This is a genomic window from Domibacillus indicus, from assembly GCF_023715895.1.
GTDB lineage: Bacteria > Bacillota > Bacilli > Bacillales > Domibacillaceae > Domibacillus > Domibacillus indicus_A.
The window spans coordinates 53613-77258 of sequence record NZ_JAMBOO010000009.1; the positions used below are offsets into that span (position 1 = coordinate 53613).

The 23646-nt window shown below is 45.7% G+C and carries 31 protein-coding genes and 1 pseudogene; 12 read left to right on the top strand and 20 right to left on the bottom strand.

Translation table 11 applies throughout. From position 1 onward, the window contains the following. Positions 1-60 precede the first annotated feature (60 nt). The 7 genes from M3221_RS14405 to M3221_RS14440 all read right to left on the bottom strand — a co-directional run bounded on the left by M3221_RS14405 (position 61) and on the right by M3221_RS14440 (position 5904). Positions 61-486 carry a MarR family winged helix-turn-helix transcriptional regulator gene (locus tag M3221_RS14405; RefSeq protein WP_251272445.1) on the bottom strand — a complete coding sequence of 142 codons (426 nt, stop codon included), beginning with the start codon at positions 484-486 and terminating at the stop codon, positions 61-63. 173 nt (positions 487-659) lie between these two features. Further along, positions 660-809, bottom strand: a complete 150-nt coding sequence (locus M3221_RS14410; RefSeq protein WP_251272446.1) for a hypothetical protein — start codon at positions 807-809, stop codon at positions 660-662. Positions 810-1086: 277 nt separating this feature from the next. Continuing rightward, the gene (locus tag M3221_RS14420) at positions 1087-1626 is read right to left on the bottom strand and encodes an MFS transporter (RefSeq protein ID WP_251272447.1); all 540 of its coding nucleotides are present in this window, start codon (positions 1624-1626) and stop codon (positions 1087-1089) included. Further along, positions 1623-3053, bottom strand: a complete 1431-nt coding sequence (locus M3221_RS14425; RefSeq protein ID WP_251272448.1) for an FAD-binding oxidoreductase — start codon at positions 3051-3053, stop codon at positions 1623-1625. Before M3221_RS14425 ends, M3221_RS14420 begins: the two co-directional genes overlap by 4 nt. A gap of 109 nt (positions 3054-3162) precedes the next feature. Next, positions 3163-3486: an MGMT family protein gene (locus M3221_RS14430; protein WP_251272449.1), complete on the bottom strand. Its 324-nt coding sequence runs from the start codon at positions 3484-3486 to the stop codon at positions 3163-3165. Next, positions 3483-5207: an adenine deaminase gene (gene ade / locus M3221_RS14435; protein ID WP_251272450.1), complete on the bottom strand. Its 1725-nt coding sequence runs from the start codon at positions 5205-5207 to the stop codon at positions 3483-3485. The genes M3221_RS14430 and ade overlap by 4 nt, the downstream gene beginning before the upstream one ends. 307 nt (positions 5208-5514) lie before the next feature. Continuing rightward, positions 5515-5904, bottom strand: coding sequence for a tautomerase family protein (locus tag M3221_RS14440; protein ID WP_251272451.1), 390 nt, complete (start codon positions 5902-5904; stop codon positions 5515-5517). A 206-nt stretch (positions 5905-6110) separates the two neighbouring features. Between M3221_RS14440 and M3221_RS14445 the strand changes: the two genes are divergently transcribed. From M3221_RS14445 to M3221_RS14455, 3 genes are read left to right on the top strand one after another with little or no spacing between them, the layout of a single operon-like run. Continuing rightward, positions 6111-6950 (top strand): manganese catalase, encoded by an 840-nt coding sequence (locus tag M3221_RS14445; protein WP_242235211.1) that lies wholly within the window; start codon positions 6111-6113, stop codon positions 6948-6950. Positions 6951-6965: 15 nt separating this feature from the next. Then, the gene (locus M3221_RS14450) at positions 6966-7184 is read left to right on the top strand and encodes a spore coat protein (protein WP_242235209.1); all 219 of its coding nucleotides are present in this window, start codon (positions 6966-6968) and stop codon (positions 7182-7184) included. 6 nt (positions 7185-7190) lie between these two features. Next, positions 7191-7535, top strand: coding sequence for a spore coat protein (locus tag M3221_RS14455; RefSeq protein ID WP_251272452.1), 345 nt, complete (start codon positions 7191-7193; stop codon positions 7533-7535). A 32-nt stretch (positions 7536-7567) separates the two neighbouring features. Here the strand turns inward: M3221_RS14455 and M3221_RS14460 are convergent, their stop codons facing one another. After that, positions 7568-7714 carry a hypothetical protein gene (locus M3221_RS14460; protein ID WP_242235207.1) on the bottom strand — a complete coding sequence of 49 codons (147 nt, stop codon included), beginning with the start codon at positions 7712-7714 and terminating at the stop codon, positions 7568-7570. A 168-nt stretch (positions 7715-7882) separates the two neighbouring features. Continuing rightward, positions 7883-8011, bottom strand: a complete 129-nt coding sequence (locus M3221_RS26330) for a hypothetical protein (RefSeq protein ID WP_285880619.1) — start codon at positions 8009-8011, stop codon at positions 7883-7885. Positions 8012-8131: 120 nt separating this feature from the next. Between M3221_RS26330 and M3221_RS14465 the strand changes: the two genes are divergently transcribed. After that, on the top strand, positions 8132-9280 hold the full coding sequence (locus tag M3221_RS14465; protein WP_251272523.1) for an MFS transporter: 1149 nt from the start codon (positions 8132-8134) through the stop codon (positions 9278-9280). A gap of 17 nt (positions 9281-9297) precedes the next feature. On the opposite strand, the gene M3221_RS14470 is transcribed toward M3221_RS14465, so the two are convergent. Continuing rightward, complete coding sequence (locus M3221_RS14470) at positions 9298-9510, bottom strand: EAL domain-containing protein (protein ID WP_251272453.1); 213 nt, start codon at positions 9508-9510, stop codon at positions 9298-9300. Further along, the gene (locus M3221_RS14475) at positions 9467-10261 is read right to left on the bottom strand and encodes an EAL domain-containing protein (protein ID WP_251272454.1); all 795 of its coding nucleotides are present in this window, start codon (positions 10259-10261) and stop codon (positions 9467-9469) included. The genes M3221_RS14470 and M3221_RS14475 overlap by 44 nt, the downstream gene beginning before the upstream one ends. Before the next feature lie 218 nt (positions 10262-10479). On the opposite strand from M3221_RS14475, the gene M3221_RS14480 reads away from it, so the two are divergent. Both M3221_RS14480 and M3221_RS14485 read left to right on the top strand, forming a co-directional pair. Next, positions 10480-10872 carry a thiol-disulfide oxidoreductase DCC family protein gene (locus M3221_RS14480; RefSeq protein WP_242235204.1) on the top strand — a complete coding sequence of 131 codons (393 nt, stop codon included), beginning with the start codon at positions 10480-10482 and terminating at the stop codon, positions 10870-10872. 188 nt (positions 10873-11060) lie between these two features. Beyond that, positions 11061-11537 carry an Lrp/AsnC family transcriptional regulator gene (locus M3221_RS14485; protein WP_242235200.1) on the top strand — a complete coding sequence of 159 codons (477 nt, stop codon included), beginning with the start codon at positions 11061-11063 and terminating at the stop codon, positions 11535-11537. Between the two features lie 71 nt (positions 11538-11608). Here M3221_RS14485 and M3221_RS14490 read toward each other — a convergent pair whose 3' ends face one another. Continuing rightward, positions 11609-12838 carry an MFS transporter gene (locus M3221_RS14490; RefSeq protein WP_251272455.1) on the bottom strand — a complete coding sequence of 410 codons (1230 nt, stop codon included), beginning with the start codon at positions 12836-12838 and terminating at the stop codon, positions 11609-11611. Between the two features lie 231 nt (positions 12839-13069). Here M3221_RS14490 and M3221_RS14495 point away from each other — a divergent pair, with 231 nt between their 5' ends. Together M3221_RS14495 and M3221_RS14500 are read left to right on the top strand one after the other, a co-directional pair. Then, entirely contained in the window at positions 13070-13639 is a 570-nt protein-coding gene (locus M3221_RS14495) for a chromate transporter (protein WP_251272456.1), read from the top strand. Continuing rightward, entirely contained in the window at positions 13636-14166 is a 531-nt protein-coding gene (locus M3221_RS14500) for a chromate transporter (protein ID WP_251272457.1), read from the top strand. Before M3221_RS14495 ends, M3221_RS14500 begins: the two co-directional genes overlap by 4 nt. Before the next feature lie 145 nt (positions 14167-14311). Here M3221_RS14500 and M3221_RS14505 read toward each other — a convergent pair whose 3' ends face one another. The 4 genes from M3221_RS14505 to M3221_RS14520 all read right to left on the bottom strand — a co-directional run bounded on the left by M3221_RS14505 (position 14312) and on the right by M3221_RS14520 (position 17755). After that, positions 14312-15154 carry an HAD family hydrolase gene (locus tag M3221_RS14505; RefSeq protein ID WP_251272458.1) on the bottom strand — a complete coding sequence of 281 codons (843 nt, stop codon included), beginning with the start codon at positions 15152-15154 and terminating at the stop codon, positions 14312-14314. Between the two features lie 340 nt (positions 15155-15494). Then, complete coding sequence (locus tag M3221_RS14510) at positions 15495-16487, bottom strand: LacI family DNA-binding transcriptional regulator (RefSeq protein WP_251272459.1); 993 nt, start codon at positions 16485-16487, stop codon at positions 15495-15497. Positions 16488-16591: 104 nt separating this feature from the next. Next, positions 16592-16966, bottom strand: a complete 375-nt coding sequence (locus M3221_RS14515; protein ID WP_251272460.1) for a hypothetical protein — start codon at positions 16964-16966, stop codon at positions 16592-16594. A gap of 18 nt (positions 16967-16984) precedes the next feature. Continuing rightward, positions 16985-17755: an alpha/beta hydrolase gene (locus M3221_RS14520; protein WP_251272461.1), complete on the bottom strand. Its 771-nt coding sequence runs from the start codon at positions 17753-17755 to the stop codon at positions 16985-16987. A gap of 177 nt (positions 17756-17932) precedes the next feature. Here M3221_RS14520 and M3221_RS14525 point away from each other — a divergent pair, with 177 nt between their 5' ends. Further along, positions 17933-18412 (top strand): DUF2243 domain-containing protein, encoded by a 480-nt coding sequence (locus M3221_RS14525; protein ID WP_251272462.1) that lies wholly within the window; start codon positions 17933-17935, stop codon positions 18410-18412. Further along, on the top strand, positions 18402-19196 hold the full coding sequence (locus tag M3221_RS14530; RefSeq protein WP_251272463.1) for a cytochrome c oxidase assembly protein: 795 nt from the start codon (positions 18402-18404) through the stop codon (positions 19194-19196). The genes M3221_RS14525 and M3221_RS14530 overlap by 11 nt, the downstream gene beginning before the upstream one ends. Before the next feature lie 161 nt (positions 19197-19357). Here the strand turns inward: M3221_RS14530 and M3221_RS14535 are convergent, their stop codons facing one another. The 3 genes from M3221_RS14535 to M3221_RS14545 all read right to left on the bottom strand — a co-directional run bounded on the left by M3221_RS14535 (position 19358) and on the right by M3221_RS14545 (position 22396). After that, positions 19358-21772: a heavy metal translocating P-type ATPase gene (locus M3221_RS14535; RefSeq protein WP_251272464.1), complete on the bottom strand. Its 2415-nt coding sequence runs from the start codon at positions 21770-21772 to the stop codon at positions 19358-19360. Positions 21773-21850: 78 nt separating this feature from the next. Then, positions 21851-22057, bottom strand: a complete 207-nt coding sequence (copZ, locus tag M3221_RS14540) for a copper chaperone CopZ (protein ID WP_251272465.1) — start codon at positions 22055-22057, stop codon at positions 21851-21853. Between the two features lie 18 nt (positions 22058-22075). Continuing rightward, complete coding sequence (locus M3221_RS14545) at positions 22076-22396, bottom strand: metal-sensitive transcriptional regulator (RefSeq protein WP_251272466.1); 321 nt, start codon at positions 22394-22396, stop codon at positions 22076-22078. Positions 22397-22534: 138 nt separating this feature from the next. Between M3221_RS14545 and M3221_RS14550 the strand changes: the two are divergent. Further along, positions 22535-22750: pseudogene (locus M3221_RS14550) on the top strand (four-helix bundle copper-binding protein); the annotation flags it as partial. Positions 22751-22807: 57 nt separating this feature from the next. Here the strand turns inward: M3221_RS14550 and M3221_RS14555 are convergent. Further along, positions 22808-23131: a YnfA family protein gene (locus M3221_RS14555; protein ID WP_396120287.1), complete on the bottom strand. Its 324-nt coding sequence runs from the start codon at positions 23129-23131 to the stop codon at positions 22808-22810. A gap of 141 nt (positions 23132-23272) precedes the next feature. On the opposite strand from M3221_RS14555, the gene M3221_RS14560 reads away from it, so the two are divergent. Then, positions 23273-23644, top strand: a complete 372-nt coding sequence (locus M3221_RS14560; protein ID WP_251272468.1) for an ArsR/SmtB family transcription factor — start codon at positions 23273-23275, stop codon at positions 23642-23644. Positions 23645-23646 lie beyond the last annotated feature (2 nt).

The following is a 23646-nucleotide window of genomic DNA, read 5'->3' on the forward strand; positions in this document are numbered from 1 at the left end:
TTATTAAAAGGATTGTACCACACAATTAGTTGCTATAGCAACTATTTAATGCGGACTTTTTTATTCCATATTGGTCCGCATTTTTGTTAAAATTCTGCGCACTTCCTCCAGCTCTTTTGCTGTAATGCCTGCTGTAACAGTACGATGAAAGGATTCAACAACCGGTATCACATCATCTTGAAGAGCTGTGCCGGCTTCGGTAAGAAAAATCCGCACGGAACGCCGGTCGCTGGCTTCGGTCACCCGTTTAATAAATCCTTTTTGCTCAAGGCTTGATACCATGCGGGTAATATTTGTTTTGTCCTTTTCAAGCTGCTCGGACAACTCCTGCTGAGTCCGTCCGTCCCGCTCCCAAAGCAGCATCATAATCAAATTCTGCTCCGGGGCGAGCTGAAATGGGGCGAGGCGTTCTTTTACACAGTTTGTGATTTTTAAATCCGTTTGGTGAATAAAAATGCTGATGTAATCTTTTAATTTAATATCCATAATCAGTCCTCCATCATCCGGTCTTAAGAAACCGCACATGTACCAGCCCCTGGTATAGGCGTGAGCTGCACAATTTGCACTTCGTTTTGAATACCGAATAATTTTTTAATCGTGCTTTTCGCACTGAATGAAAATTCCTTCGCGATCCCGGCAAACGATTCCCGTTCCCATTCCTAGGCACTGACTATAATATCGACGCCTTCGCTTTGCTGCTGAATACGTGCAGCCATATTCACAGTATGCTCAAAACAATCAAGCAGGCCGTTCGCATTAACCGCGATCGTCGGCCCTGTAAACAATCCGACTTTAATGACGACGCCCATTTCATTCAGTTCGTTAAAAAAGCGACTTTCGACTACACATTCTTGTTTCCCTGTTTTCCTGGCTGACGTTTAGCGGCCTCTCTCCGCTGGCTATCGCTTTTATTTTTCTCACTCATGTAACCATTGACCGCCGGACCCTCGTTGCCTGGTGGCTGCGGACCATTATGAAAGCCCAGGGACCTGAATCGGGCTGGCTTGGGATTATTGTAGACCAAATCTTTCATCTGCTTGTTCTGGCAGCGGCATTGTACTTATAAGCAAGAAGGGTTTGATGTCATCAGCCGGTTTTCGGCTCTTTCCATATGATGAATCCGCTCATAACGTACATAAGAGATGCCAGATAAAAAATGGTTGCAATGGTTAAAAAATCAACGAGGTAACCGGTAAAGATGACCGCCGCGGCTGCGGCAATAGAAGTCCAGAAGTGATAGCGGCCTATATCGGCGCCGACCTGACTTTGATCTGCCTGCCGGGCCAAGGCCGCTTTTTCAGTGTTTTTTTGCACAGCACCCAGCACCCCCATGCACACTTGAAGCCCATATACCTGCCATACACTTGTGGCAAGCGGGAAAAACAGCAGCAGCACAGCCATGGCCATTGAATAAAAAATGAGCAGGACCCGGTCTCCTAATCGGTCTGCCGCTTTTCCAATCACCGGATAAGCGAGGGCAGACGTTAACGCAAAAAGGCCATACGCCCAGCCAAACTGTGAGTAGCTGTCCCCCACATTCCTCAGCAGCAGAACATAAAATGGAAAAATCATGCTCCCTGCCATTAAAACGAGACTTTGAGACGTGACAAACCGACGATAATTCATTGTTGGTACTCCTCATAAAAATAGTTTGTAAACCGCTTCTTTGGGTCCATCTCCTGCTTTTTCTTAAAAAAAGCAGGAGCAAGCGGATACGCTTTCCTCAGCTGTTCCTTCGTTGGAAAGGAGTAATAGGGCAGATAATAGCTGCCGCGGTGGTTCAAGGTGATATCAATCATTGCCTGTATAACCGCTTTTGATTGCTCCACTTCCTGCTTTGACTTTCCTTGATTGATTAAAAGTACAAGTGCAAACATGTCTTCCTTTGCATAGGATAGAACAGCCTGATCATTTTTTTCCACGTAGCGGATAGTAATGTTCAAAAGGTTAAACTCGTCTTTTTTTTCAAGAAGGTTCCGCATATCATCAATATAAGAAGCAAATTCATCTGTAGGAATAAAGTACTCCTGCAGCACTTCGGTTCTCTCGCCGCTTTCATAGTCCATAAAATCCGTTTCCGAACGCATAACGTTATTTCTCGATTCAAGTGAGCCATCTTCTTGAAGCATATACTGCTTTTGAATATTCCAAAACGTTTCTTTTCCCCATTCACTGTAACGGGACAAGCCGAGGAAAAGCTTTGGCAGCGCCACAATCCGCTCTTCCTTCAACTCGTTATAGCTTGTCAGCATGTCCTGATTTTGGGCTTTTATATAATCTGTTATATACATGCTGCGCAGAAAAGAAGAAGGGGCGACCGAAATACGTGCCAAATGCATTTTTACCGCTTCATTTTCTTTTACCTGCTGCCCAAAATAGCGGGTGTAGTCTCGATAGTCAAGTTCTCTCGTTCTTTTTTGATACAGTTCATCTTCCGTCAAAGAAAGCGTAACATCTAAAATAATACCAAATAAGCCGTAGCCGCCAATCACGTAAGGAAACCATTCTGCATTTTCCTCTCTGCTGACGCGGATAATGGTACCGTCCGGCTTTAACAGCCGAAATGATTTTATTGTTGTGATAAGGGCCTCGTTCCGAATATCCCGGCCATGTACATTCACGCTTAATGAGCCGCCAACCGTAAAAATGTTTTGGGACTGCATCACTTTTACAGAAAGGCCGTAAGGATTGATGTACCGCTGGATATCATCCCATGTCGCTCCGCTTTGAACAGTAATCCATTTTTCCTCCGGATCAAAGTCAATAACGTTATTAAAAGGCTTCATATCAATCATAACGGCTCCCGGATAGTAGGTCTGTCCGCCCTGACTGTGCTGCATTCCTGCAATCGTCAGCTGAGTCCCTGTACGGTTTGCCTCCTGTACAATTTTCTTCAACGTTTGTTCACCACCCGCCCGCTCAATTGTTTTCACCTGCGCAGGCAGGAGACGCCCTGCATCTTCAACGGCTGGCCGGGAATAAACGTGGCTGTAAAGATAAACAGAAGCGGTAAATAAAACACCGTACAAGCAAAAGAATAACCCTTTTTTCATGTTTTTGCGCCCCTTTTGCCAAACTTCAACTTCCATATTTTTTCACTTCCACTATACCAAAAAAAGGGTGGAGCTGCCGGGCAGGCTTGTAAACAGCCCAAAAAGCGAATCAGCCCTTTTTTGGCTGATCCGCTTTTTCAGTTATTTTATTCCAATCAACGCGCCCGTCTTCTGTAAAAGAAACGCCTTCTTCCCTCAAACGGCGGCGCTGTTCGGCTTTTGCTTCTTCACCCGGCACATTTATTTCACCCCGAGCATTTACAACCCGGTGCCAGGGCAAATTATGTTTCTCACCCATCGAATGCAAAATGCGGACTACCTGGCGGGCAGCACGGGGACTTCCGGCCAGGCGTGCTACCTGTCCATATGTGACAACAACACCTTCTGGAATACTTTTAAGTACACGAACGACGTCTTCTGTAAATGGCGTCACTCCGGAATTCCTACTTCAATATGACGGAAAGCATCTACATCAAACAATCCTTTGTCTGTCAGCTTTAAGCTTGGAATAACGGGCAGGCACAGGAAAGATAAAATCATAAAAATATTTTGTGACTCCTCCGCTACAAGAGACAGCTGTTCATGCAGGTGATGCAGCTCCTCGATCACTTCTTCATACGGCTTTTCTGACATAATGCCGCCGACACGAAGAGGAACTGATGCCAGAACCTTTCCGTTTTCTACAATGACAAGGCCGCCCTGCATGCACTCTGACGCTTCAATGGCTGCCAAAATATCTTCATCATTTGTTCCGGCTACGACAAGGTTATGTGAATCATGTGCGACGGTTGACGCAATCGCACCCCGCTTCAGTCCGAGCCCGCTGACGATACCTGCGCCGATGCTGCCGGTTGCATGGTGGCGCTCACACACCACAATTTTCAGCTGATCGCGCGCTGCATCCGGCACGAAAAAGCCATTTTCTACTTTTACATCGGCTTCTATTTTATTTGTAATAATCCGTCCCGGTACAACGCCGATGATCATGGCTTTTTGTCCGTCCTTCAGCGGAATCTGCAAGGATTCTTTCGTAACCTTCTTTATATTAAGCGATGATTGAACCGATTCTGGCACGGCGGCACGGCGGCTTTTAGAAGCAGCTAGATCCAGTACCCGGCCGTCCTTTATAATCGTTTCCGGCTGGAGTGTCTTCAAGCTGCCCGTGATCAAAATATCTGCTGTGTATCCAGGAACAATGGCTCCTTTGTTTTTCAAGCCGTGGCATACCGCATTATTGATCGTCGCCATTTGAATGGCAATCAGTGGATCGAGCCCATGCTTGATTGCCAGGCGTGCCGCAAAATTAACAGTTCCTTCCTCAGCCAGCTCATCCAAATGTTTATCATCTGTACAAAAAGAAAACCGGCTGCTGTTCCGCTCATGAATAGCTGGCAGGAGGGCAAGCAGGTCTTTAGCAGCTGAACCTTCCCGTACAAGAACATGCATCCCCCGGCGTACACGCGCAACCGCCTCCTCTGCTGTTACGGCTTCGTGGTCGTTGCGGATGCCGGCTGTGCTGTAAACGTTCAACGCTGCATCCGGCAGTCCCGCCGCATGACCGTCTACAGTTAAATTTGCTTCTGTTGTCATCTTAATTTTGGCAAGCATGCCTGTATCTCCATTTAAAACAGAAGGATAATCCATAACTTCTGCCAGGCCGATCACATTTTTGTGAGGCAGGTATGGGCGCAGGTCATCCGCCGTTAACGTGGCACCGTTCTGCTCAAACGGGGTTGCCGGTACACAGGAAGGCAGCTTCATTAAAATATCAACATCCGTCCCGGCTGCATCCTCCAGCATAAAGTCGATGCCAACTCGTCCCGCCACATTGGCAATTTCATGTGGGTCTGTTACAACGGTCGTCACGCCGTGTTTAATAAGAGCCCGCGAAAACTCCGACGGTGTCACCATCGTTGATTCAATATGGATATGGCCATCGATAAAGCCCGGCATCACATACTTGCCCGACGCATCTACGATCTTTTTTCCTTTCGGATACGTGCCGATGCCGACAATGCAGCCATCTTTGATCGCAACATCCGCTTGAAACGTTTCAAGTGAAAAAACGTCTACCACTGTCCCGTTTTGAATAATAATATCCGCTTCCTCCGGGCGCTGTGCTGTTTCGATCAATCTTTTTAGTGCATTTGTCATGCCGCTTCCCCCTTTATTTTTTCTGCTCTGTCGGCATTTGTGAATTCCCTCACTAGTTTTTCATATTTTACTCGGAAAAAAATATGGTTGCAAATGATTTTTTACTTTAAAAAAACAGGCTCTTTTTTGTCAGCGCTGACAAAAAAAAGCCTGTTTGTACTTCTTCTTATAATAAATGATTTTGTTTATTTATATACGGACCGTTCATTCCCGCCACTTCCGGCTCGATCCTCCAAAAAGGGCAAGAGCCGCTTTTAAAAAGCAATTAAAAAATCCATTTCAGAAAGTATCTGAAATGGATGGCAGGTTAAAGATCACCTGTTAAAAACTGCGCTTTACCAAATCCGAAGCTCCAATCGGCATCTCCATTGATGGAAAGAGAAATCATGACATCTTTTGGATCGATTCCGCAGCTTTCCTGCAATTCTTCCACAATGTACTGATACAGCTTCTGTTTTTGTTCTTCTGTTCTTTGCTTGCTTACAATACTGATTACCACGACATCTTTTGAGCGTTCAAACCCAAGTCCGGTGTCTTCAATAATCATTTCATGAGCCGGATGCTGGTGAACAATTTGATAGCGGTCACGTTCCGGTACTTGAAATGCTTTGAGCATCCCCCGGTGAGCTGCATCAAGCAGCCCTTTCAGCTCTTCATCAGTTCTTCCTTCGATGACATCAAAACGAAGCAATGGCATAACAGAGTCCCTCCAATTCTTATGTACACTTTCACTCTATCATGGTTACCCTTCTTTCACAATGTTCATGCAATTCTAATTAATTTATTACTTGTTTATGCAAGTGATTTTTTTCCTATTTTTTCGACTTAAGGATTTTGGAGCAGGAAAGGAGGGTACGACAAATAAAGACACAACATTCTATTATGCTGAAGGAGGATTTTTTTATGTTCCGTCACCAGAAAGAATTACAGTTTGAAGTAAAAGTAGAACGTCCAGACCCGCTGCTTGCCCGCCAGATTCAAGAGGTGCTCGGCGGCCAGTTTGGTGAAATGACCGTCATGATGCAATATTTGTTCCAGGGCTTTAACTGCCGGGGAGAAGAAAAGTATAAGGATATGCTGATGGATATCGGTACAGAGGAAATTGGGCACGTGGAAATGCTTTGCGCCCTGATCAGCCAGCTTCTAGATGGGGCATCGCCAGAGGCACAGGCCGAAGCAGCGGAAGACCCCGCCATCGCTGCCATTATGGGCGGTATTAATCCGCAGCACTTGCTTGTCAGCGGACTTGGCGGCCTGCCAACCAATTCAAACGGTGTGCCGTGGAACGGAAACTATATTGTAGCGAGCGGCAACCTGCTTGCTGATATGCGCTCCAATCTGCACGCTGAATCTCAAGGACGCCTGCAGGTTGCACGCCTTTACCATATGACAAAAGACGAAGGCGTCCGGGCTGTATTCCGTAAAATGCTCGCCCGTGACCGCTATCACCAATATCAATGGATGGAAGCCATTGCGGAGTTGGAAGAGAAAAACGGCGTAGCCGTGCCGGCCTCCTTCCCTCCAGAAGCAGAGCAGGAAGCACAGCCGCACGCGTTTGAGTTCTGGGATCTTTCAGAAGGATCGGAATCTGCTGAAGGACGCTGGGCAAAAGGCAGTGCACCAGATGGAACCGGTGACTATGTCTATTTAAAAGATCCAGCGCCGCAGGGTCAAAAACCGATGCCGGCTGTTCCTCCGACTGCGATTCACCATGATCTAGACGGAAAAGCAACCGATAAATAAAAAGGAGTGATGAGCATGGCCAAATCGTTAGCAATGCATGAGAAGCTGGAAGTTCATGAAGTTCTTTTATTTAAAACAGCCTGCTTGACAAAAAGCACCGCCATGCTTGACCTTGTCAAGGATTCAAATCTAAAAAAATTGCTGAAGGAAGATATTAAGCTTTCTAAAAAAGCGATTAAAGATTTACAATCTGTGCTCGAAGACGACCAAAAACAAACAGCGAAAGGCAGGTAAGCATGGATGGCAAAAAAAAGTGAAAAAGATGTGGTACTCGACGACCTGGCCATCGCGACTGATTTTCTTATTACGGCTAAAGCCGGTGTACGAAATTTAGCCGTAGCCATTACAGAAACGGCTACGCCAGAAGTGAAGCAGCTGCTGCGTCGAGAACTTGATAACGCAATTGATCTGCATGATAAAATGGCCCAGTATATGATTGATAATGAAATGTATCACGCGTATGACATAGAAGAGCAGGTCACACACGATCTTGAGAAAGCAGACAAAGCACTGTCTATTGCTCCTTCCGCTAAATCATCCAGCGGAGGCAAAAGCAGTTCTGCTAAAAAGTCAAAAAGCAAATAAAAAAGCATCCGGTGAAAGCCGGATGCTTTTTTCTATAAAATAAGCGCGATCGCTTTTTGAAGCAATTCAATGTCTTTGGCAATTTGTTTTTTGATAGCGCCGTTGTGGCAGCGTGCATAGTCCATGTACAACAATGTGAGCTCCTGCTTAAAAATACACCGATCTGCTGCTATTCCCATGGCTGTCACTTCCTTTGCATGACTTTTCTTTTTAGCCTTTTAGTAATAATTACCCAATCGAAAGGAAAATATTCACCGTCATGTAAAGTTTTTAAACTCTGTATTTTCAAAACACTTCAATAACAATCGTTGAATAAAGGGCTTTTTCTCTTTTATACAAAGCCGTTTTTAATTCCACCAGCGCACGAGAGCCCGGATCCCATATATAATGAGTTCCCCGCCAGAAGTAATGAGTTCAAGCAAAACATGGGCTTTATCCCACTTATCTTTGCGCTTTTTTTCTGCTTTTTTATCCATTGCCTCCCGCCTTCGTTTATTTTTTTATACGTTCCATTGGCGGAGTCTGTTTCATTTTCTTTTTGTTCCTGGCCCATGCTATAGTAAAATGAGCGATTGATCGAACGGAGGCGGCCGATGATGCGGGCGTTTGTGTATCTTATTGTCTTCTTTTCTTTTTTTGACCTTTTTGCCCAGCTGCCTATTATAAGCCCGCTTGCCGAATCACTCGGTGCGGCGCCCTTCTTAATAGGACTGGCTGTTGGCATGTATTCTTTTTCTAATACAATCGGCAATATACTGTCCGGCTTTTGGGCGGACAAGCTCGGGCCTTTTACCGTTTTGGTTATCGGCCTGCTGTCGACCGGTGCAGCCTTGTTTTTTTATGGGGCAGCTGTAAACGCATGGACACTGCTTTTCATTCGTTTTGTTCATGGCCTGGCTGCCGGGTTCATTACGCCAGCCGCTTTTACTTATTTGGCCAATCATACGGCAAATGAAAAAAAAGGCCAGGGCGCTGCTGTTTCCGGTGCTTTTATCGGCATAGCAGCCATTGCCGGTCCTGCTTTCAGCGGCATTTTAGCCAGCCGCACAAGTGAAATATATGTGTTGGCCGTCATAGGGATGGTAATGGCGGTACTTGGGAGCACGGCCATGGTGATGCTGAAGAAAAAGCGGCCCGCTGTTCCTCATTCATCCCAAACAGCGAGCGTTCCGCTTCTTGTCCTTTTCAGAAGCCCCCTCGTACGCAAGGCATTTATCGGCGCTTTTCTGCTTATGTTTTCCCAGGGGGTGCTTGCTTATATGCTGCCGCTTAAAGTGGAACGGCTTGGCTATGGAGCGCAGACAAGCGGCCTGCTCCTCAGCACGTTTGGATTAACAGCCATTGTCGTTTTTCTTTCTCCGGTTAATCGGCTGTTTGACCGGCTAAGGCCGGAAAAAACGTTTCCGTTCGGAGCGGCCATGATGGGCGTGAGCCTTCTGCTTATCAGCCAGGCGGAAGTGCCTGTCCTTCTTCATAGCGTAATGGCCATATATGGAGTTGGCTTCGCTTTTTTATTTCCTTCGATTAATTCCCTGCTTGTGGACGCTGTCACAGTGGAAAGCAGAGGCAGGGCGTATGGCTGCTTTTATGCTTTTTTCTCACTTGGCGTGGTGGCAGGTTCTTCCGTAACCGGCGCTCTTGCTCTCTCCCCGCTGCAAGGCTTCATAGGGACCGGCTTTCTTCTTGTAGCAGCAGGCGTGTTCGTGTTTAGCCAATCACTCAAAAAACCGTCCAGCAGCTCTTAAGCCGGACGGTTTTTCTTTTAACCCGCTGCAGGTTCTGCAGAGGGCTTTCCAAAGTAATATCCTTGCACAAGCGGGATGCCTGCCGCAAGACAATACTCATATTCTTCTTTGCGCTCAATGCCTTCTGCGAGTGTTTTAATTCCCAGATTTGACGCCGTTTTCAGCGCTCTTTCAATAAATAATTGTTTATCCCCGTCCTGATCCACAAAACGAGACGTACGAACGGTCAATTTTAATGTAGTCCGGCCTTAGCTTCTCAAGCATTTCAATCGTAGAAAAACCGGCCCCGACGTCGTCAAGCGCTACTTTAATGCCTTCTTGCTTATAAACATTCAGCACTTTTCTTAGGTGCTCAATATCTTCTATCTTCTCCGTTTCAACCACTTCAAACACAAGATCGCCAGGATTTACATTGTATTTTTCGATAATCCGAAACGTATGCTGCAGGCAGAATTCCGGATTGTAAATGGTGGAAGGCAAAAAGTTAATAAAGCTTTTCTGTCCATTTCGGATGTATTTTTTACGGGCAATGATGGCACTTTCTCTTGCCTGCTTATCCAAGTAGGAGTGCATGCCCAGCTTTTGAGCGGCAGCAAACAGACGGCCCGGCGGGATTGCAGCTTCTTTGTTCGTCCGCAGAAGCGATTCATATCCGTATATGCTGCCGGTGCCTGCGTCAACAATCGGCTGGAGAAAGCTGACAAATTGGCTCTTTTCAATGACACGGATCACTTCCTGGTGAGAAAACCATTCTGCCACTTCTCTAATGGGTGCGGTGCGAAGCGGCGCCTCGTCATCCGGGCGCCCGATCCCGCCTATTAACGTCCCTTCCTGCTTCTCCTGAACAGTTTGAAGCTTTTTCTCCGCCTCTTTCATCGTTTGAAAATCGATAAATGACCAATCTTTCTCATTTGAAATAAACAGGCGGCCCGGTTCATAAAATCGAATGGGAACCCGGCATTCAATACAGCTTTCCGGCATGTGTATATACTCCTTTTTATCAAAAATAAACACTAAAAATAGCGAATATTACTTAAGTCCCCTTTTTGGGCGCCTCGTAAACTTTATCGGAAAAATAATGAGTATTTTTTAATTAAACTTTTGTCCTAAATCGCCTCCATTTTGGTCTATAGTTTGAAGAGGGGAAAAATCGGTTAGACTAATAAGAGCAGACTGCTTAAATGAGGAGGAATTTAATCATGACAGCAATCGTTTTATTCGACGGGGATTGTAATTTTTGCGATGCCAGCGTTCAATTTATTATACAGCGTGATTCGAAAGGCTATTTTAATTACGCATCGCTTCAAAGCGATGTCGGCCAAAAGCTGCTAAAAGAGCACAATATACCGGAAGACCTTGATAGTTTTGTGCTTGTAGAGGATGGACAGGCTTATATTAAATCAACTGCTGCTTTAAGGGTAGCACGCCGCCTGGATGGAGCATGGAAATTGCTTTATGCGCTGGTAGCCGTTCCAGCACCGCTTCGTAATCTCGTATATGATTATGTGGCGGCAAACCGGTACAAATGGTTTGGCAAAAAGAGCGACCACTGTATGCTTCCATCACCGGAAGTGCGCCAGCGATTTTTATAAAAAAAGAACCTGCTCAGGCAGGTTCTTCTTTTTTATGGACAGAAAACCTGCCAAACGGGTGTATTCTTTTTTCTTGTTCCACTATGATAGAAGCTGGCGGTCGGTCTTTTTCTGCTTAAAAGTTTATACACATAAACAGATCGTGATACACTAAACGCGCACTACTTTTATAATGGAGCTGACACAGTATGTTATCAAAATACAGCATTCCCGACTTGAATATTGACGAAATAGACAAACATATTTTGTCTATTCTGCATGAAAACAGCCGCATTTCCTACACGGACATCGCAAAGCAAGTGGACCTCTCCCGTGTTGCTGTTCAAGCCAGAATTAATAACTTAATGGAGCAGGGTGTCATTGAAAAATTCACAACCGTCATTAATCCGGCAAAGATCGGTATGCACGTATCTGCTTTTTTCAATGTAGAAGTAGAGCCTCAGTTTTTAGAAAAAGTGGCTGACCACCTTCAAAATGAGCCGGCTGTGACAAGCTTGTATCATATGACCGGTCCCAGCAAGCTTCATATGCACGGGATTTTTACAGACAATCAGGAGATGGAGCGCTTTTTAGCAGAAAAGCTGTATCCGCTTCAGGGCGTCGTAAGTGTTGACTGCCAGATTTTAATTAAACGGTACAAAAGCCGAATGGGCATGAAACTGTAATCAATAGCAAACGATTTTCACATATGAAAAAGAGGCTGCTGGGCAGCCTCTTTTTTTGTTGTCTCCCTTCTTTACACCACTTTCTCACTTTCTGTAAATTCTTGATCTTCTTGTTCCTGGCTGCCTTTATGATCGGTAAACAGGAACATAATCGCTCCGAAAATAAGCAGTGCCCCTGATAAATAAAAACCAAACTCCAATTTCCCGGTCACATCTGCAAAAAAGCCGGTAATGTAGGGAGCAAAAATTGAAGACAGCATGCCGCTGAAGTTAAAAAAACCGTACACTCTTGAATACATAGAAGGCGGTGTAATATCAGCCATATACGAGATCAGCACCGGATCTAGTGCCAGTTTTCCAAGCAGTCCGTACAGGGCAAGACCTACAAGCAAAAGCGAGTAGTTTTCCGTATATGGAATGGCGAATTGACAGATAGCCCCGGCCAGTGCCAGTGAAATAATCAACGGCTTTCTGTTTTTAATTTTATCGGACAAAAAGCCAAATAAGATAGCGCCTGGAATGGAAGCCCATGGCACCAATGAAGCAATGATGCCTGTCTGGGAAGCTTCTACGCCTCTGACCGTCTGCAAATAGTAAGGCAGCCATGTGAGCATGCCGAAAAATCCATAAAGCGAGCAGAAAATAAGCACATAGACAAGAATGTGATTTTTCGTAAACAGTTTTTTCATATCCAGCTTTTCTGCTTTTTCCGCTGATGCTTCTTTTTTCTTATGTGTGTCATCCCGTACAAAAACCGCAATTAAAATGGCAACGATAATAGTCGGTACCGCAAACACGTAAAACGGATACTGCCACCCTTTATTTAAAGTGTAAGTAAAATAACTGGATGCCATAAAACCAAGTGAAATACCGAAGGCCATCCCGCTGTTGATCAGGGCCGATACAAGGCCCCGGTATTTTTTAGGTGTAATCGTAGAAGAAATGCCGTACTGGGAGCCGTAATACGTTCCTTCCCCAAGCCCCGTCAGCGCGCGCATCATTAAAAATACAAGAAAGGTTGTCGCCATCCCGCTTAAATAAGTTGCCACGCCGAATATTAAATAGCCAATGACTAGCACTTTTACACGGCCAAACCTGTCTGCCAAAAAGCCGGTTGGAATCTGCATCGCAGCATAAGCAGCGAAAAACACCGTTGACATTAAGCCAAGCTGCGATTTATCAAGGCTCCACTCTTCGCCGATACTTCCCATAACAGGTGAAAGAATATTCCGGTCTGCATACATAAAGACCCAGCCAAGGAAAAAAAGAAAAATAACAACTGCAGGATGTGTTTTTTTCATGTACGGTGCCCCTTTTCATAAATTGATAGGAACAGCATAAAGAAAAAAAACAGCCTCTTGTTCATTTTCGGCAGAAAATCTCCCATAGATTTTATTCGAAACGTAATCATTTTATCTTTTTTTATTACAATTCGAATGTTAAGATGTATTAAACAATACAATTGGTTTGGCAATACAAAATCTCTCCTGAACGTGTTTCACTTTCACCACGATGATAGAAAGGATGTTTTTATGAAGCAGCTCGATATTTTTATCGCTTTTTTCCGCAGCAGCATGCTCGGCTACGGCGGCGGCCCGACGACTATCCCACTTGTTCAAAAAGAAGTGGTCGAGCGGTTTAAATGGATGGATAATGAAGAATTTGGAGACATTTTAGCGATTGGCAACACGCTTCCAGGCCCCATTAATACAAAGATGGCCGGCTATATTGGATACCGGGTCGGCGGGATACTCGGCACGATCAATGCGATTTTAGCGACCATTCTGCCGACCATTTTATTAATGATTTTTCTGCTGACGACCTTAACGGCTTTTAAAGATTTGGCCTGGGTGCAGGGAATGACACGGGGGGTTTTGCCCGTCGTCGGCATCATGCTGGCCGTGTTGACAAAAGATTTTCTTCAAAGCTCGATGAAAGGCTTGAAGTGGGGAACGGTCGCTGTTCATGTTGTAATTGGACTTCTATTGATTGAGTTTCTTCATATTCATCCTGCTATTTTAATTGCCACTTTGCTGCTGTTTGCTTTCTTTAAGCCGGTTAAAGATAAAGCAGCTGACAAAAAGAAAGGACGGCCCGCATGATTTATTTGCATATTTTCTGGGTATTTTTCATGACGAATCTGCTTGGCTACGGCGGCGGCCCAGCTACAATCCCGCTTATTCAAAAAGAAGTCGTGGAACGCTATGGGTGGATGACCGTACAGGAATTTAACGAAGCTTTCGCGATGGGCAATGCACTGCCCGGCCCCATCGCCACGAAGATGGGCGGTTATATCGGCTTCCAGGAAGGAGGCTGGCTGGGTGCCGTGCTGGCGGTGCTGGCCACTGTACTGCCTTCTCTCCTATTAATGATCTCTTTAATGGGCATTTTGTATAAAAACCGGACCTCCCCGCGTGTAAAACGAATGACCGCTTATGTAAAGCCGACTATTGCTATTTTACTTGGCGTGATGGCATTTCAAGCTTTTTTCGACTCATACGTTCAAATCAGCCCTTTGCATATTTTCATTCTGGCGGCAGGCAGCTACTGGCTGATGGAAAAAAGAAAAATCCATCCCGGCCTGGTCGTCCTCTCTTCGCTCATTTATGGAGCTGTTTTTCTTTCCTAACCGAAAAGCGTGAATGAAGGTCCGCTGTCTGGCGGCCATCATTCACGCTTTTTTTTGAGCCTCTGCTTGAATATACATCATTTTTTCCCGGCACAACTTAGCTAGAAAAAACCCTTGGCTTCCTCCAAGCTTTCTCATTTATATTTCAGCCGAGCTTTTTCTTTAAAAAGCGATACAGCCCATCTTCTTTATAAGAAAACTCCGTTACTTCATCTGCCTGCTTCTTCACAAAATCCGTGGCGTTTTTCATGGCCACACAATAACCGGCCAGCTCGAAAAGCGGCAGATCATTTTCTCCGTCGCCTACTGCTAATATCTCTTCTCTCTTCAAATGAAAGCGATCAAGCAGTTTTTTCACACCCGTTGCTTTTGAAACTCCTTCTACTGTCACCTCCACATTATGGTGTGTAGACGAAGCAGTCGTAAAAGCGACATCTGTTTTTACTTGTTCCAACTCTGCCTTCCATCCATCCATTACCGCTTTGTCCCGGCTGAAAAAGTAAATCTTCGCTGCATTCTCGGCATGCAGCCCACTCGTCCACTGGATCTTAGACTGAACCGCTTCCTGACGGGACAGCCATTCATTCTCGTGAACGGCCTCAGGCTTCGGCTCTGTTGCGATCTCTGTCATAAACGCCCGGTCTTTCTCAAGTGCCGTCCGCGGTCCCTCGTTCGGATGAATTTCATAATAAATGCCCCATTCTCCTGCCTTCAAGGCCAGTTTCTGCACCAGTTCCGGCGGCAGTGCGTGCTGTGAAATTTGTTTCTCGCCTAAAAAAGCGGACATGCCGTTGGCTGTCACGATGCCGTCTACTTTAAAACGCGGCGGCAGCACATCCCTCGCTTCTTTTAATGTCCTGCCCGTAGCAATAAACACGAGCATGCCGCTTTGCCGAAGTTCTGCCACATAATCGGTCAGTGTATCGTTCACCGTGTTAAATTCCGTTAATGTTGTTCCATCCAAATCTAAAACAATTGCTTTATACATGATCCCGTCACCTCAATATCATCTCGATCTCTTTCTCATTATGTACGTATTCCTCCAAAGAATGTCCACTATTTTAATTGTACGAGAAAAAGCTCATTTTTCGGGAAACAGACCTTCTCTCCAGCCCTTTTATGAAAAAGCCCGCTTTTCTAGTTATAAAACTAGTTTAAAGCCTTCATCTCCACCTATGGTATCGTTCCCAGAGGCGGTTTTTCGGCTCTTTTACTCCCTTTTTCAATAAATTGGAATAAACTATTTTTAAAAATATAACCCCTATAAAATCAGTTTTGGTATCGTTCCCATACTGTTTTTTAAAAAATTGCGGGGAAAAATCCCGCAATTAAGTAGATTTTCGAACAATAATGTCACTCGGCAGCTCATATTGCTCCATCTCTGCCTGGTTATTGTGAAGAAGCTCTAATATGACCTGGGTCGCTTTTTGACCCATACCGTCAGCAGGCTGTTGGATTGTTGTTAATGTCGGAGTGATCCACTGAGCTATCGGCTGGTTGCCAAAACCCATAATCGCCAGATCTTCTGGAACGCGGACCCCCTGCTCGTTTGCTTGTGTGATCATGCCGGCGGCAATGTCATCGCTTCCCGTAAAAACAGCAGTAGGCCGATCTTCCATATTCATCACATGAGTAAGCAGCTGCTTTCCATCTTCGGTTGTATGCCGATCGACGAAGATCCATGCAGGATTAATAGAGAGTCCTGCTTCTGCCATTGCTTTTTGGTAGCCCTGGTTGCGGTCCTTGTCTCTTCCTTTTTCAGCAAAAAGAGCGCCGGTGCAATAACCAATTCTTTGATGCCCTTGTTGAATCAAATGTTTAATGCCTGCATACGTTCCACTTAATTGATCAAACTTAATAACTGGAACAGACGGTTCGGGAATATCTTCGTTGCACAGTACAATCGGGCCGTGCTTCGTAAACGGCTGAACGTCCTTCCAATCGTTTTCTAAAGCGCCTATGATCATACCGTCTGCCTGCTTTGTTTTCAGCAGATTAAAAAAAAGCCGTTCTTTTTCTTTGTCTCCGCTGCTCTGGCATATCATCGTTTTATAGCCCTTTTCATACGCCGTTTGCTCAACAGCTGCGGTTAGGGAAGCGAAAAAGGGGTCGGTAACAGCTGGAACCACAACCCCAATCGTCATCGTCAGCTGTCCTCTTAATCTTCTGGCAGCCGGATTTGGATGATAATCGAGTTCTTTCATCGCCTGCAGCACAAGGGCACGGTTTTCTTCGGATACATAATCTTGATTGTTGATTACACGGGATACGGTTGTTTTCGATAAACCGGCTCTCTTCGCTACATCTAAAATGGTTGCCATCCTGCTTCCTTCTTTCTTTGATTCTAATTTCGTACATTGTAGCGCTTATTTAAATCTCCATGCAAGGACACAAAAAAACAGCTGGGCTTTACCCAGCTGCTTTTTTAGGATTCCGGCTCTGCTTCTGTCCGGAGCGCGTTGAAAAATTCAAGAATGTACCGATAGCTGTTTCCAAAGTCGCCAAGCATTCCTTCTTTTGAGCAGTAGACATCAATGGCAGATTGCATCGGTGTAATTTTATAAATGGTGATAACCATGCCATATGCTCCTTTTTCAAGCATGATTTCTCCCCTCGCTACGTCTTCATTCAACAGCGCCCATCCGGCGAGCTTACCGTTTTGAACAACCTTCTTTATGTCGTTAAAAAGCGACTCGCGGCTTTTCCGGTAATAGCGGGTTTTAAGCGAGGATTCTTTCGGATTTTCTTTTGTTTCTTCATGCTTTCTCCAAATTCCCGTTATAACGCGTGCTGTTGACATAGCTTTCCCCCCATGCAGTTAGTTTTTCAGTGGCAGCCAGCGGAGCACATCTTGAATTTTCCGGTCCCAATAGCCCCACTCATGCGATCCCGAATCAAATTGTACCGTTACATCAAAAGATGTCTTGTCACATGCTTCTTTAAAACGGAGGTTGTCTTCATACAAGAAGTCTTCTGTGCCGCAGCATTGATACAGGGCCGGTTTTTCGGGGGCGTGCTGCGCTGTTTCCAGCAGTGTGAACAAATCGTGCTTCGTGCCGGCTACCTGCCCGTCTCCAAAAACAAGCTCAAACAAACGGTCACGGCTTCCCTCTTCCACTCGGCTTACAATATCGACTGCCCCGGACAAACTGGCTGCTGCGCTAAACCGCTCCGGCTGTGACAGCGCCCATTTCAACGCCCCGTAGCCTCCCATTGAAAGCCCCGCGACAAAATTATCCTCCCGGGCATCGGATAACGGAAAAAAAGATTGTGCTATGGCCGGCAGTTCCTCTGTTAAAAACGTCCAGTACCGGCTTCCGTACGCCATGTCAGTATAAAAGCTATGGTGCACCTGCGGCATCACAACAGCAAGTCCGAGCGGTGCTGCATACCGTTCGATAGAAGTCCGGCGTGTCCAGATCGTATCATCATCACTCAGTCCATGAAGCAAATAAAGTGTCTGATGTTTACTGCTGTTTTTTTGGCTTTGCATACCGATCTGTGAGTGGGTTTGCTGGGGAAGAATAACCGTCATGGATGTACTTAATTGTAAAACGTCGGAGTAGAATTGACAGTGAAGAAGCGCCATTTTTTCACCCTTTTAATTTCGGAATATTTTTATTATATCATTCTCTTTTATTCTTCTGATAGACATATGGTTCATTTTAGGAGAAATAATTTACCGTATAAAAGAATGAACCTTCCAGTGTATGGGTACAACAAAAACAGATAGACTGATTACACGAACGGCAGAAAGGAGTTTTCTATGGCTGTCCAATCCAAGGAAGTCCGCAGCTCTTCCCATCTTTCCAGGCGTAATCTCTGGTCCGGCTTTTTATTTGGCATTGGCTTTGTTGCTTTTTTTGATGAAGCTGTTTTTCACCAGCTGCTTCACTGGCATCACTTTTATGACAAATCCACCACAAGCGCCGGGCTCGTTTCTGACGGCTTTTTTCATGCGTTCAGCTGGTTCGCTACTGTAGGCGGGCTGTTTCTGTTTGCAGATCTGCGCCGTCGTAATAGGCTTCTCTTAAAAAAGTGGATCGGTGGAATGCTGCTGGGTGCCGGTATATTCCAGCTTTACGACGGTACCGTTCAGCACAAGCTTATGCGCCTTCACCAAATTCGTTACGTAGAGAATGTATGGATGTATGACCTTGTGTGGAACACGACCGCCGTTTTGATAATGGTAATTGGAGCGGCTCTTGCTGTCCGCACGAAAAAAGGTAAACGGAATGCACAATGATCATCATGTGCAGGCTGCTCTGTCTGCCTCCCTTTGGCTCACTTTACCTTTTGCGGCCGCACTCCTCTTATACATCTGGGCCGCCTTTCATTCGAGCCGCCGCTATTCGTCCTGGCCGGTTTTCCGCACTGTTTTATGGACAGGCGGCATCCTTTGTTCCCTGGCAGTTGTTATGGGTCCTTTAGCGGAAAAAGCCCATACAAATTTTATCGCTCATATGGCCGGTCATCTGCTTCTTGGCATGCTGGCTCCTCTTTTTATGGTGCTGGCCGCGCCCATCACGCTTCTTTTGCGGACACTGCCTGTAGAGCAGGCGCGGCGCGTATCCCGGCTGCTTCAAAGCCGGCCGCTTCGTTTTGCCATAGATCCTATAACGGCGTTTGTGCTAAACATCGGCGGACTTTGGCTGCTTTATACAACCAGCTTGTATGCACACATGCAGGAAAACGTGCTGATTCATATGTTTATTCATTTCCATGTGTTTTTGGCTGGTTACGTATTTACTGCTTCTATTCTTTGCATTGACCCGGCGCCTCATCGCAGGTCTTTTCACTTCCGAGCTGCTGTTCTTATGCTCGCACTGGCCGGGCACAGCATTTTATCCAAATTTCTTTATGCGCATCCTCCTGCCGGTGTTTCTTCCCCTCAGGCAGAAATGGGCAGCATGCTCATGTATTACGGCGGTGATGCAGTTGATCTTATCCTGGTCATTCTGTTTTGTGCGCAATGGTTTCACGCTGCCCGGCCAAGAAAAGCCGCCAGCTCAAAAACCGTTCAGCTTTAACGATAAAAAAGCCGCCTCTTTTTACAGAGGCGGCTTTCGAACTTCATTTACACTTTTAAGGTTCTTCTCTAGCCGGAAAGTGTTACAGCATGGCCGGATTTTCTTTTTTCCGGCCATCAAGGACTAGAATTCGGCCATAGACTCATCATTAAATTTTCTTTTTACAGTTTTACTTTTTGCAGACGCAAAGCGTTTACGACTACTGAAACCGAGCTAAAAGCCATAGCTGCGCCGGCAAGCCATGGAGCCAGAAAGCCAAGTGCTGCGATCGGAATCCCAAGCGTATTATAGCCGAATGCCCAAAATAGATTTTGCTTCACATTTCGAATTGTTTTTTTGCTCATCAGGATCGCATCCGCAATACTGTTCAGGTCGCCGCGGATCAAAGTAATATCGGCCGCTTCCATGGCCACATCGGTTCCGGTGCCGATCGCCATGCCGATATCGGCTGTGGCAAGCGCTGGTGCATCATTAATGCCGTCGCCAACCATGGCAACATGCCGTCCCTCCTGCTGCAGCTTCTTCACTTCGTTCGCTTTGCCTTCTGGCAGTACTTCCGCGATAACGTAGTCAATACCGACCTGACGGGCAATCGCCTGCGCGGTCTGCTCGTTGTCTCCTGTCATCATCACAACATGAAGACCCATTTCTTTTAAGCGGCGTACCGCTTCTTTTGACGTTTCTTTTACGGTATCTGCCACCGCAATAATACCCGCGTATCGTCCATCCACAGCCACAAGCATCGCGGTTTTTCCTTCCCCCTCAAGAGCTGCCATGCTTTCTCCGGCGCTTTGGATGTTGATGTTTTTCTCACTCATCAGCTTACGCGTTCCGACCAGCACGTCTCTTCCTTCCACTATGGCTCGAATGCCATAGCCCGGAATCGCTTCAAACTGCTCGCTCATTTTCAATGCAATGCCTTTATCTGTAATACCCTTTACAATTGCCTGGGCAAGCGGGTGCTCCGACTGTTTCTCAGCCGCACCTGTCAGCGCAAGAAGAACCGTTTCTTCTATTTCATATGGGAGCACATCCGTTAAAACAGGTGTCCCGTTTGTAACGGTTCCCGTTTTATCGAGCACGATCGTATCGATTTTGTGCGCCGTTTCTAAATGCTCGCCGCCTTTAAAGAGAATCCCGTATTCTGCTGCCCGTCCTGAACCCGCCATGATGGATGTTGGAGTAGCCAGACCAAGGGCACACGGGCACGCGATCACAAGCACGGCAATCAGTTTCTCAAGTGCTTGGGCAAAATTACCTGGTTCAACAAGGAGGAACCAAATAAGAAATGTTAAAAGAGCCAGGCCGACGACAATAGGAACGAAAATACCGGAAATTTGATCCGCAAGCCGCTGAATCGGCGCTTTTGATCCCTGCGCCTGCTCGACCGTGCGGATAATTTGCGCAAGCGCGGTGTCCCGTCCGACTTTCGTAGCTTTTATTTTTAAAAAGCCATTTTTGTTGACCGTAGCGCCAATCACTTCATCGCCTTTGCGTTTATCGACCGGCAGGCTCTCACCCGTCAGCATCGATTCATCGACCGCCGACTGTCCCTCTGTAACGATGCCATCAACCGGCACTTTTTCACCAGGCCGAACATGAATCAAGTCGCCTGTCACCACTTGTTCGAGCGGTATTTCTATTTCGTTTCCGCCGCGTTCGACAATCGCTGTTTTTGCCTGCAGGCTCATCAGTTTTTTGATCGCCTCGGATGAACGCCCTTTCGCTTTTGCTTCAAATAATTTCCCAAGCAGAATTAGCGTAATTAAAATCGCACTTGTTTCATAATAAAGCTCTGGTGCATGGCCGCTGTGTCCGAAGGACGCGAACGACAAATATAAGCTGTAAAAGTACGCCGCCGAGGTACCAAGCGCCACAAGAACATCCATATTGGCACTTTTGTTTTTCAGAGCTTTGTATGCACCAACATAAAACTGGCTGCCAATAATAAATTGTACCGGCGTGGCGAGAACGAGCTGAAACCAAGGATTCATGAAAAGTACTGGAACGTAAAGATTCGATGTGAAACCAAAATGCCCGGCCATCGCCCATAAAAGCGGCAGAGATAAAAGAGTGGAAACAACAAACTTTGTTGTCTGCTTTTGGATTTCTTTTTGCCGGTAATCAACAGATTCTTTGTCGCTTTCTTCTTTTAACACAGCACCGTAACCAAGTGAATCCACTTTTTTGATAATGTCTGCCGATGATAAAACCGACGGGTTATATTGAACGGCTGCACGTTCAAGAGCGAGATTAACGGTCGCATTTTGAATGCCGTCCAGCTTGTTTAATCCTTTTTCAATTCGAGTGGCGCAGGCGGCACAGGTCATCCCCGTAATCGAAAATTCATCTTTTTCTAAGACAACCTCATAACCGAGATCATGAACTTTCTTCTGCAGATCAGCTTCGGTTATTTTGGACGGATCATATCGAACGGTTGACTTTTCCAGCGCCAGATTCACCGTTGCCTGGTCAACACCGTCCAGTTTATTGAGCCCTTTTTCAATCCGGGTGGCACAGGCGGCACAGGTCATCCCTGTAATCTGCATGTTTGTTTCTTTTTGCGAGGCACTCATTTTATTTCCCCCTAATACCCACATGGGGTATATTTTTTGCCGAAGAGAACGTGCTGATGGAAGTCAGCACGCACTTTTTTAAACGACGTCATATCCTTGGTCATCGATCGCTTCTTTAATTTGGTCAAGTGTCACTTTTGACTCGTCGTACTTTACTTCTACTTGGTTGTTTTCTAAAGAAACGGCAACAGACTCGACACCTTCTAATTTACCAACGCTTCCTTCTACTGCTTTCACACAATGTCCGCATGACATGCCTTGTACATTTAATGTTGTTTGTTCCATGTTAATCGCTCCGTTTCGTTATTTTTTCATTAACCGCCCAATCGTCACAAGAAGCTCCTCTACAATTTCTTCATCGCCTTCTTGAATCCGTTCGACTACACAGCTTTTCAAATGGCCTTCAAGCAAGACTTTTGCTGCGCTGTTCAGCGCCGATTGCGTAGCAGAAATCTGGGTAATAATATCATCACAATACACATCTTTTTCAATAAGTCCTTTAATACCGCGGATTTGACCTTCGATCCGGTTCAGCCTGGTAATTAAATTTTTCTTTACTGCTTCAGAATGATGGCTTTTTCGTTCAGATAATTCGCCACAGGTACGAGTCTTCATTTCTTCCATATACCCCGCCTCCTTGGTTTTAATTTACCATACCCCTCTACCGTATGTAAACTGTTTTGCTCGATTTATTTGTTTATTATTTTGCCCAATAGCCATATGCCCAGCAAGGGGATAAGCCAGTTTTTCATTTATTTCACCTGCATTCGACTGGACCGCGAATGTGCAGATCTTTGTGCATTGGCTGTGCAGTCGATGCAGCGAAACAGCCCGTTTATGGCTTAAATTTGTGTGCTTTGCGCAGATGTTTGTGAAACATGCGGAAACAAATGCCAAAAGCACGATCACAACCATTGCCAGGCATGTGCACAGGCGTGCTTTAAATGTGCAGAAGCATGCCAGAAGATGGCAGCCTGATGATTATCTGTACAAAAGCCGGAGAAGATATACCTCTCCAGCTTTTGTTTCCTTATGCTACGAACGCGGTGCCCACAGCATAATGGCAACACCCGCAAGGCAGATAGCAGCACCGATCCAGTCATATACATCCGGCGTTTTTTTATCGACACCCCAGCCCCACAAAACGGATAACACGATAAATACGCCGCCATATGCCGCATACACGCGTCCGAATGATGGAAAGGTTTGAAAGGTGGCGATAATGCCGTACAGCACAAGGGCCACACCGCCAATGATTCCCCATGTGAACGGTTTTCCTTCTCTCAGCCAGAGCCAAATCAAGTAGCCCCCGCCAATTTCAGCTGCTCCAGCTAATAAAAACATCATCCATGTATACAGCAGTTTTCTCACACTTTCTTTTGATTGGTTCCGTCTTTCGTTTACATTCAAACATTTATTTGAATGTAAAATTGACTTTTTTTCACCTCCAGCATACACTAAAAATATACAATCAAACAACTATTTGAATGAGGTGCTGAAATGACCCAAAAAACAACTGTAAAGTCCTTAAATGATGCCTGTGAAACAAATTGTTTCAATGGAAAAGTCGTCAGCCGGGTCCAGCCGAAAATAGATGAAGTAACCGGTGTAGAGCTGCTGTTTAAAGCTTTGTCTGATGCCACCCGCTTAAAAATCGTATACGCACTGACGCTCGAAGAAGAGCTGTGTGTCTGCGATGTGGCGCAAATTATTGGCTCTACTACCGCTACCGCCTCCCACCACTTACGCCTGCTTCGCAACATGGGACTCGCCAAGTATCGGAAAGAAGGAAAAATGGTGTATTACTCTGTTAAAGACGACCATGTCCATCAGCTTGTCAGCATTGCCCTTGAGCATTCCAGAGAGGACTGAGG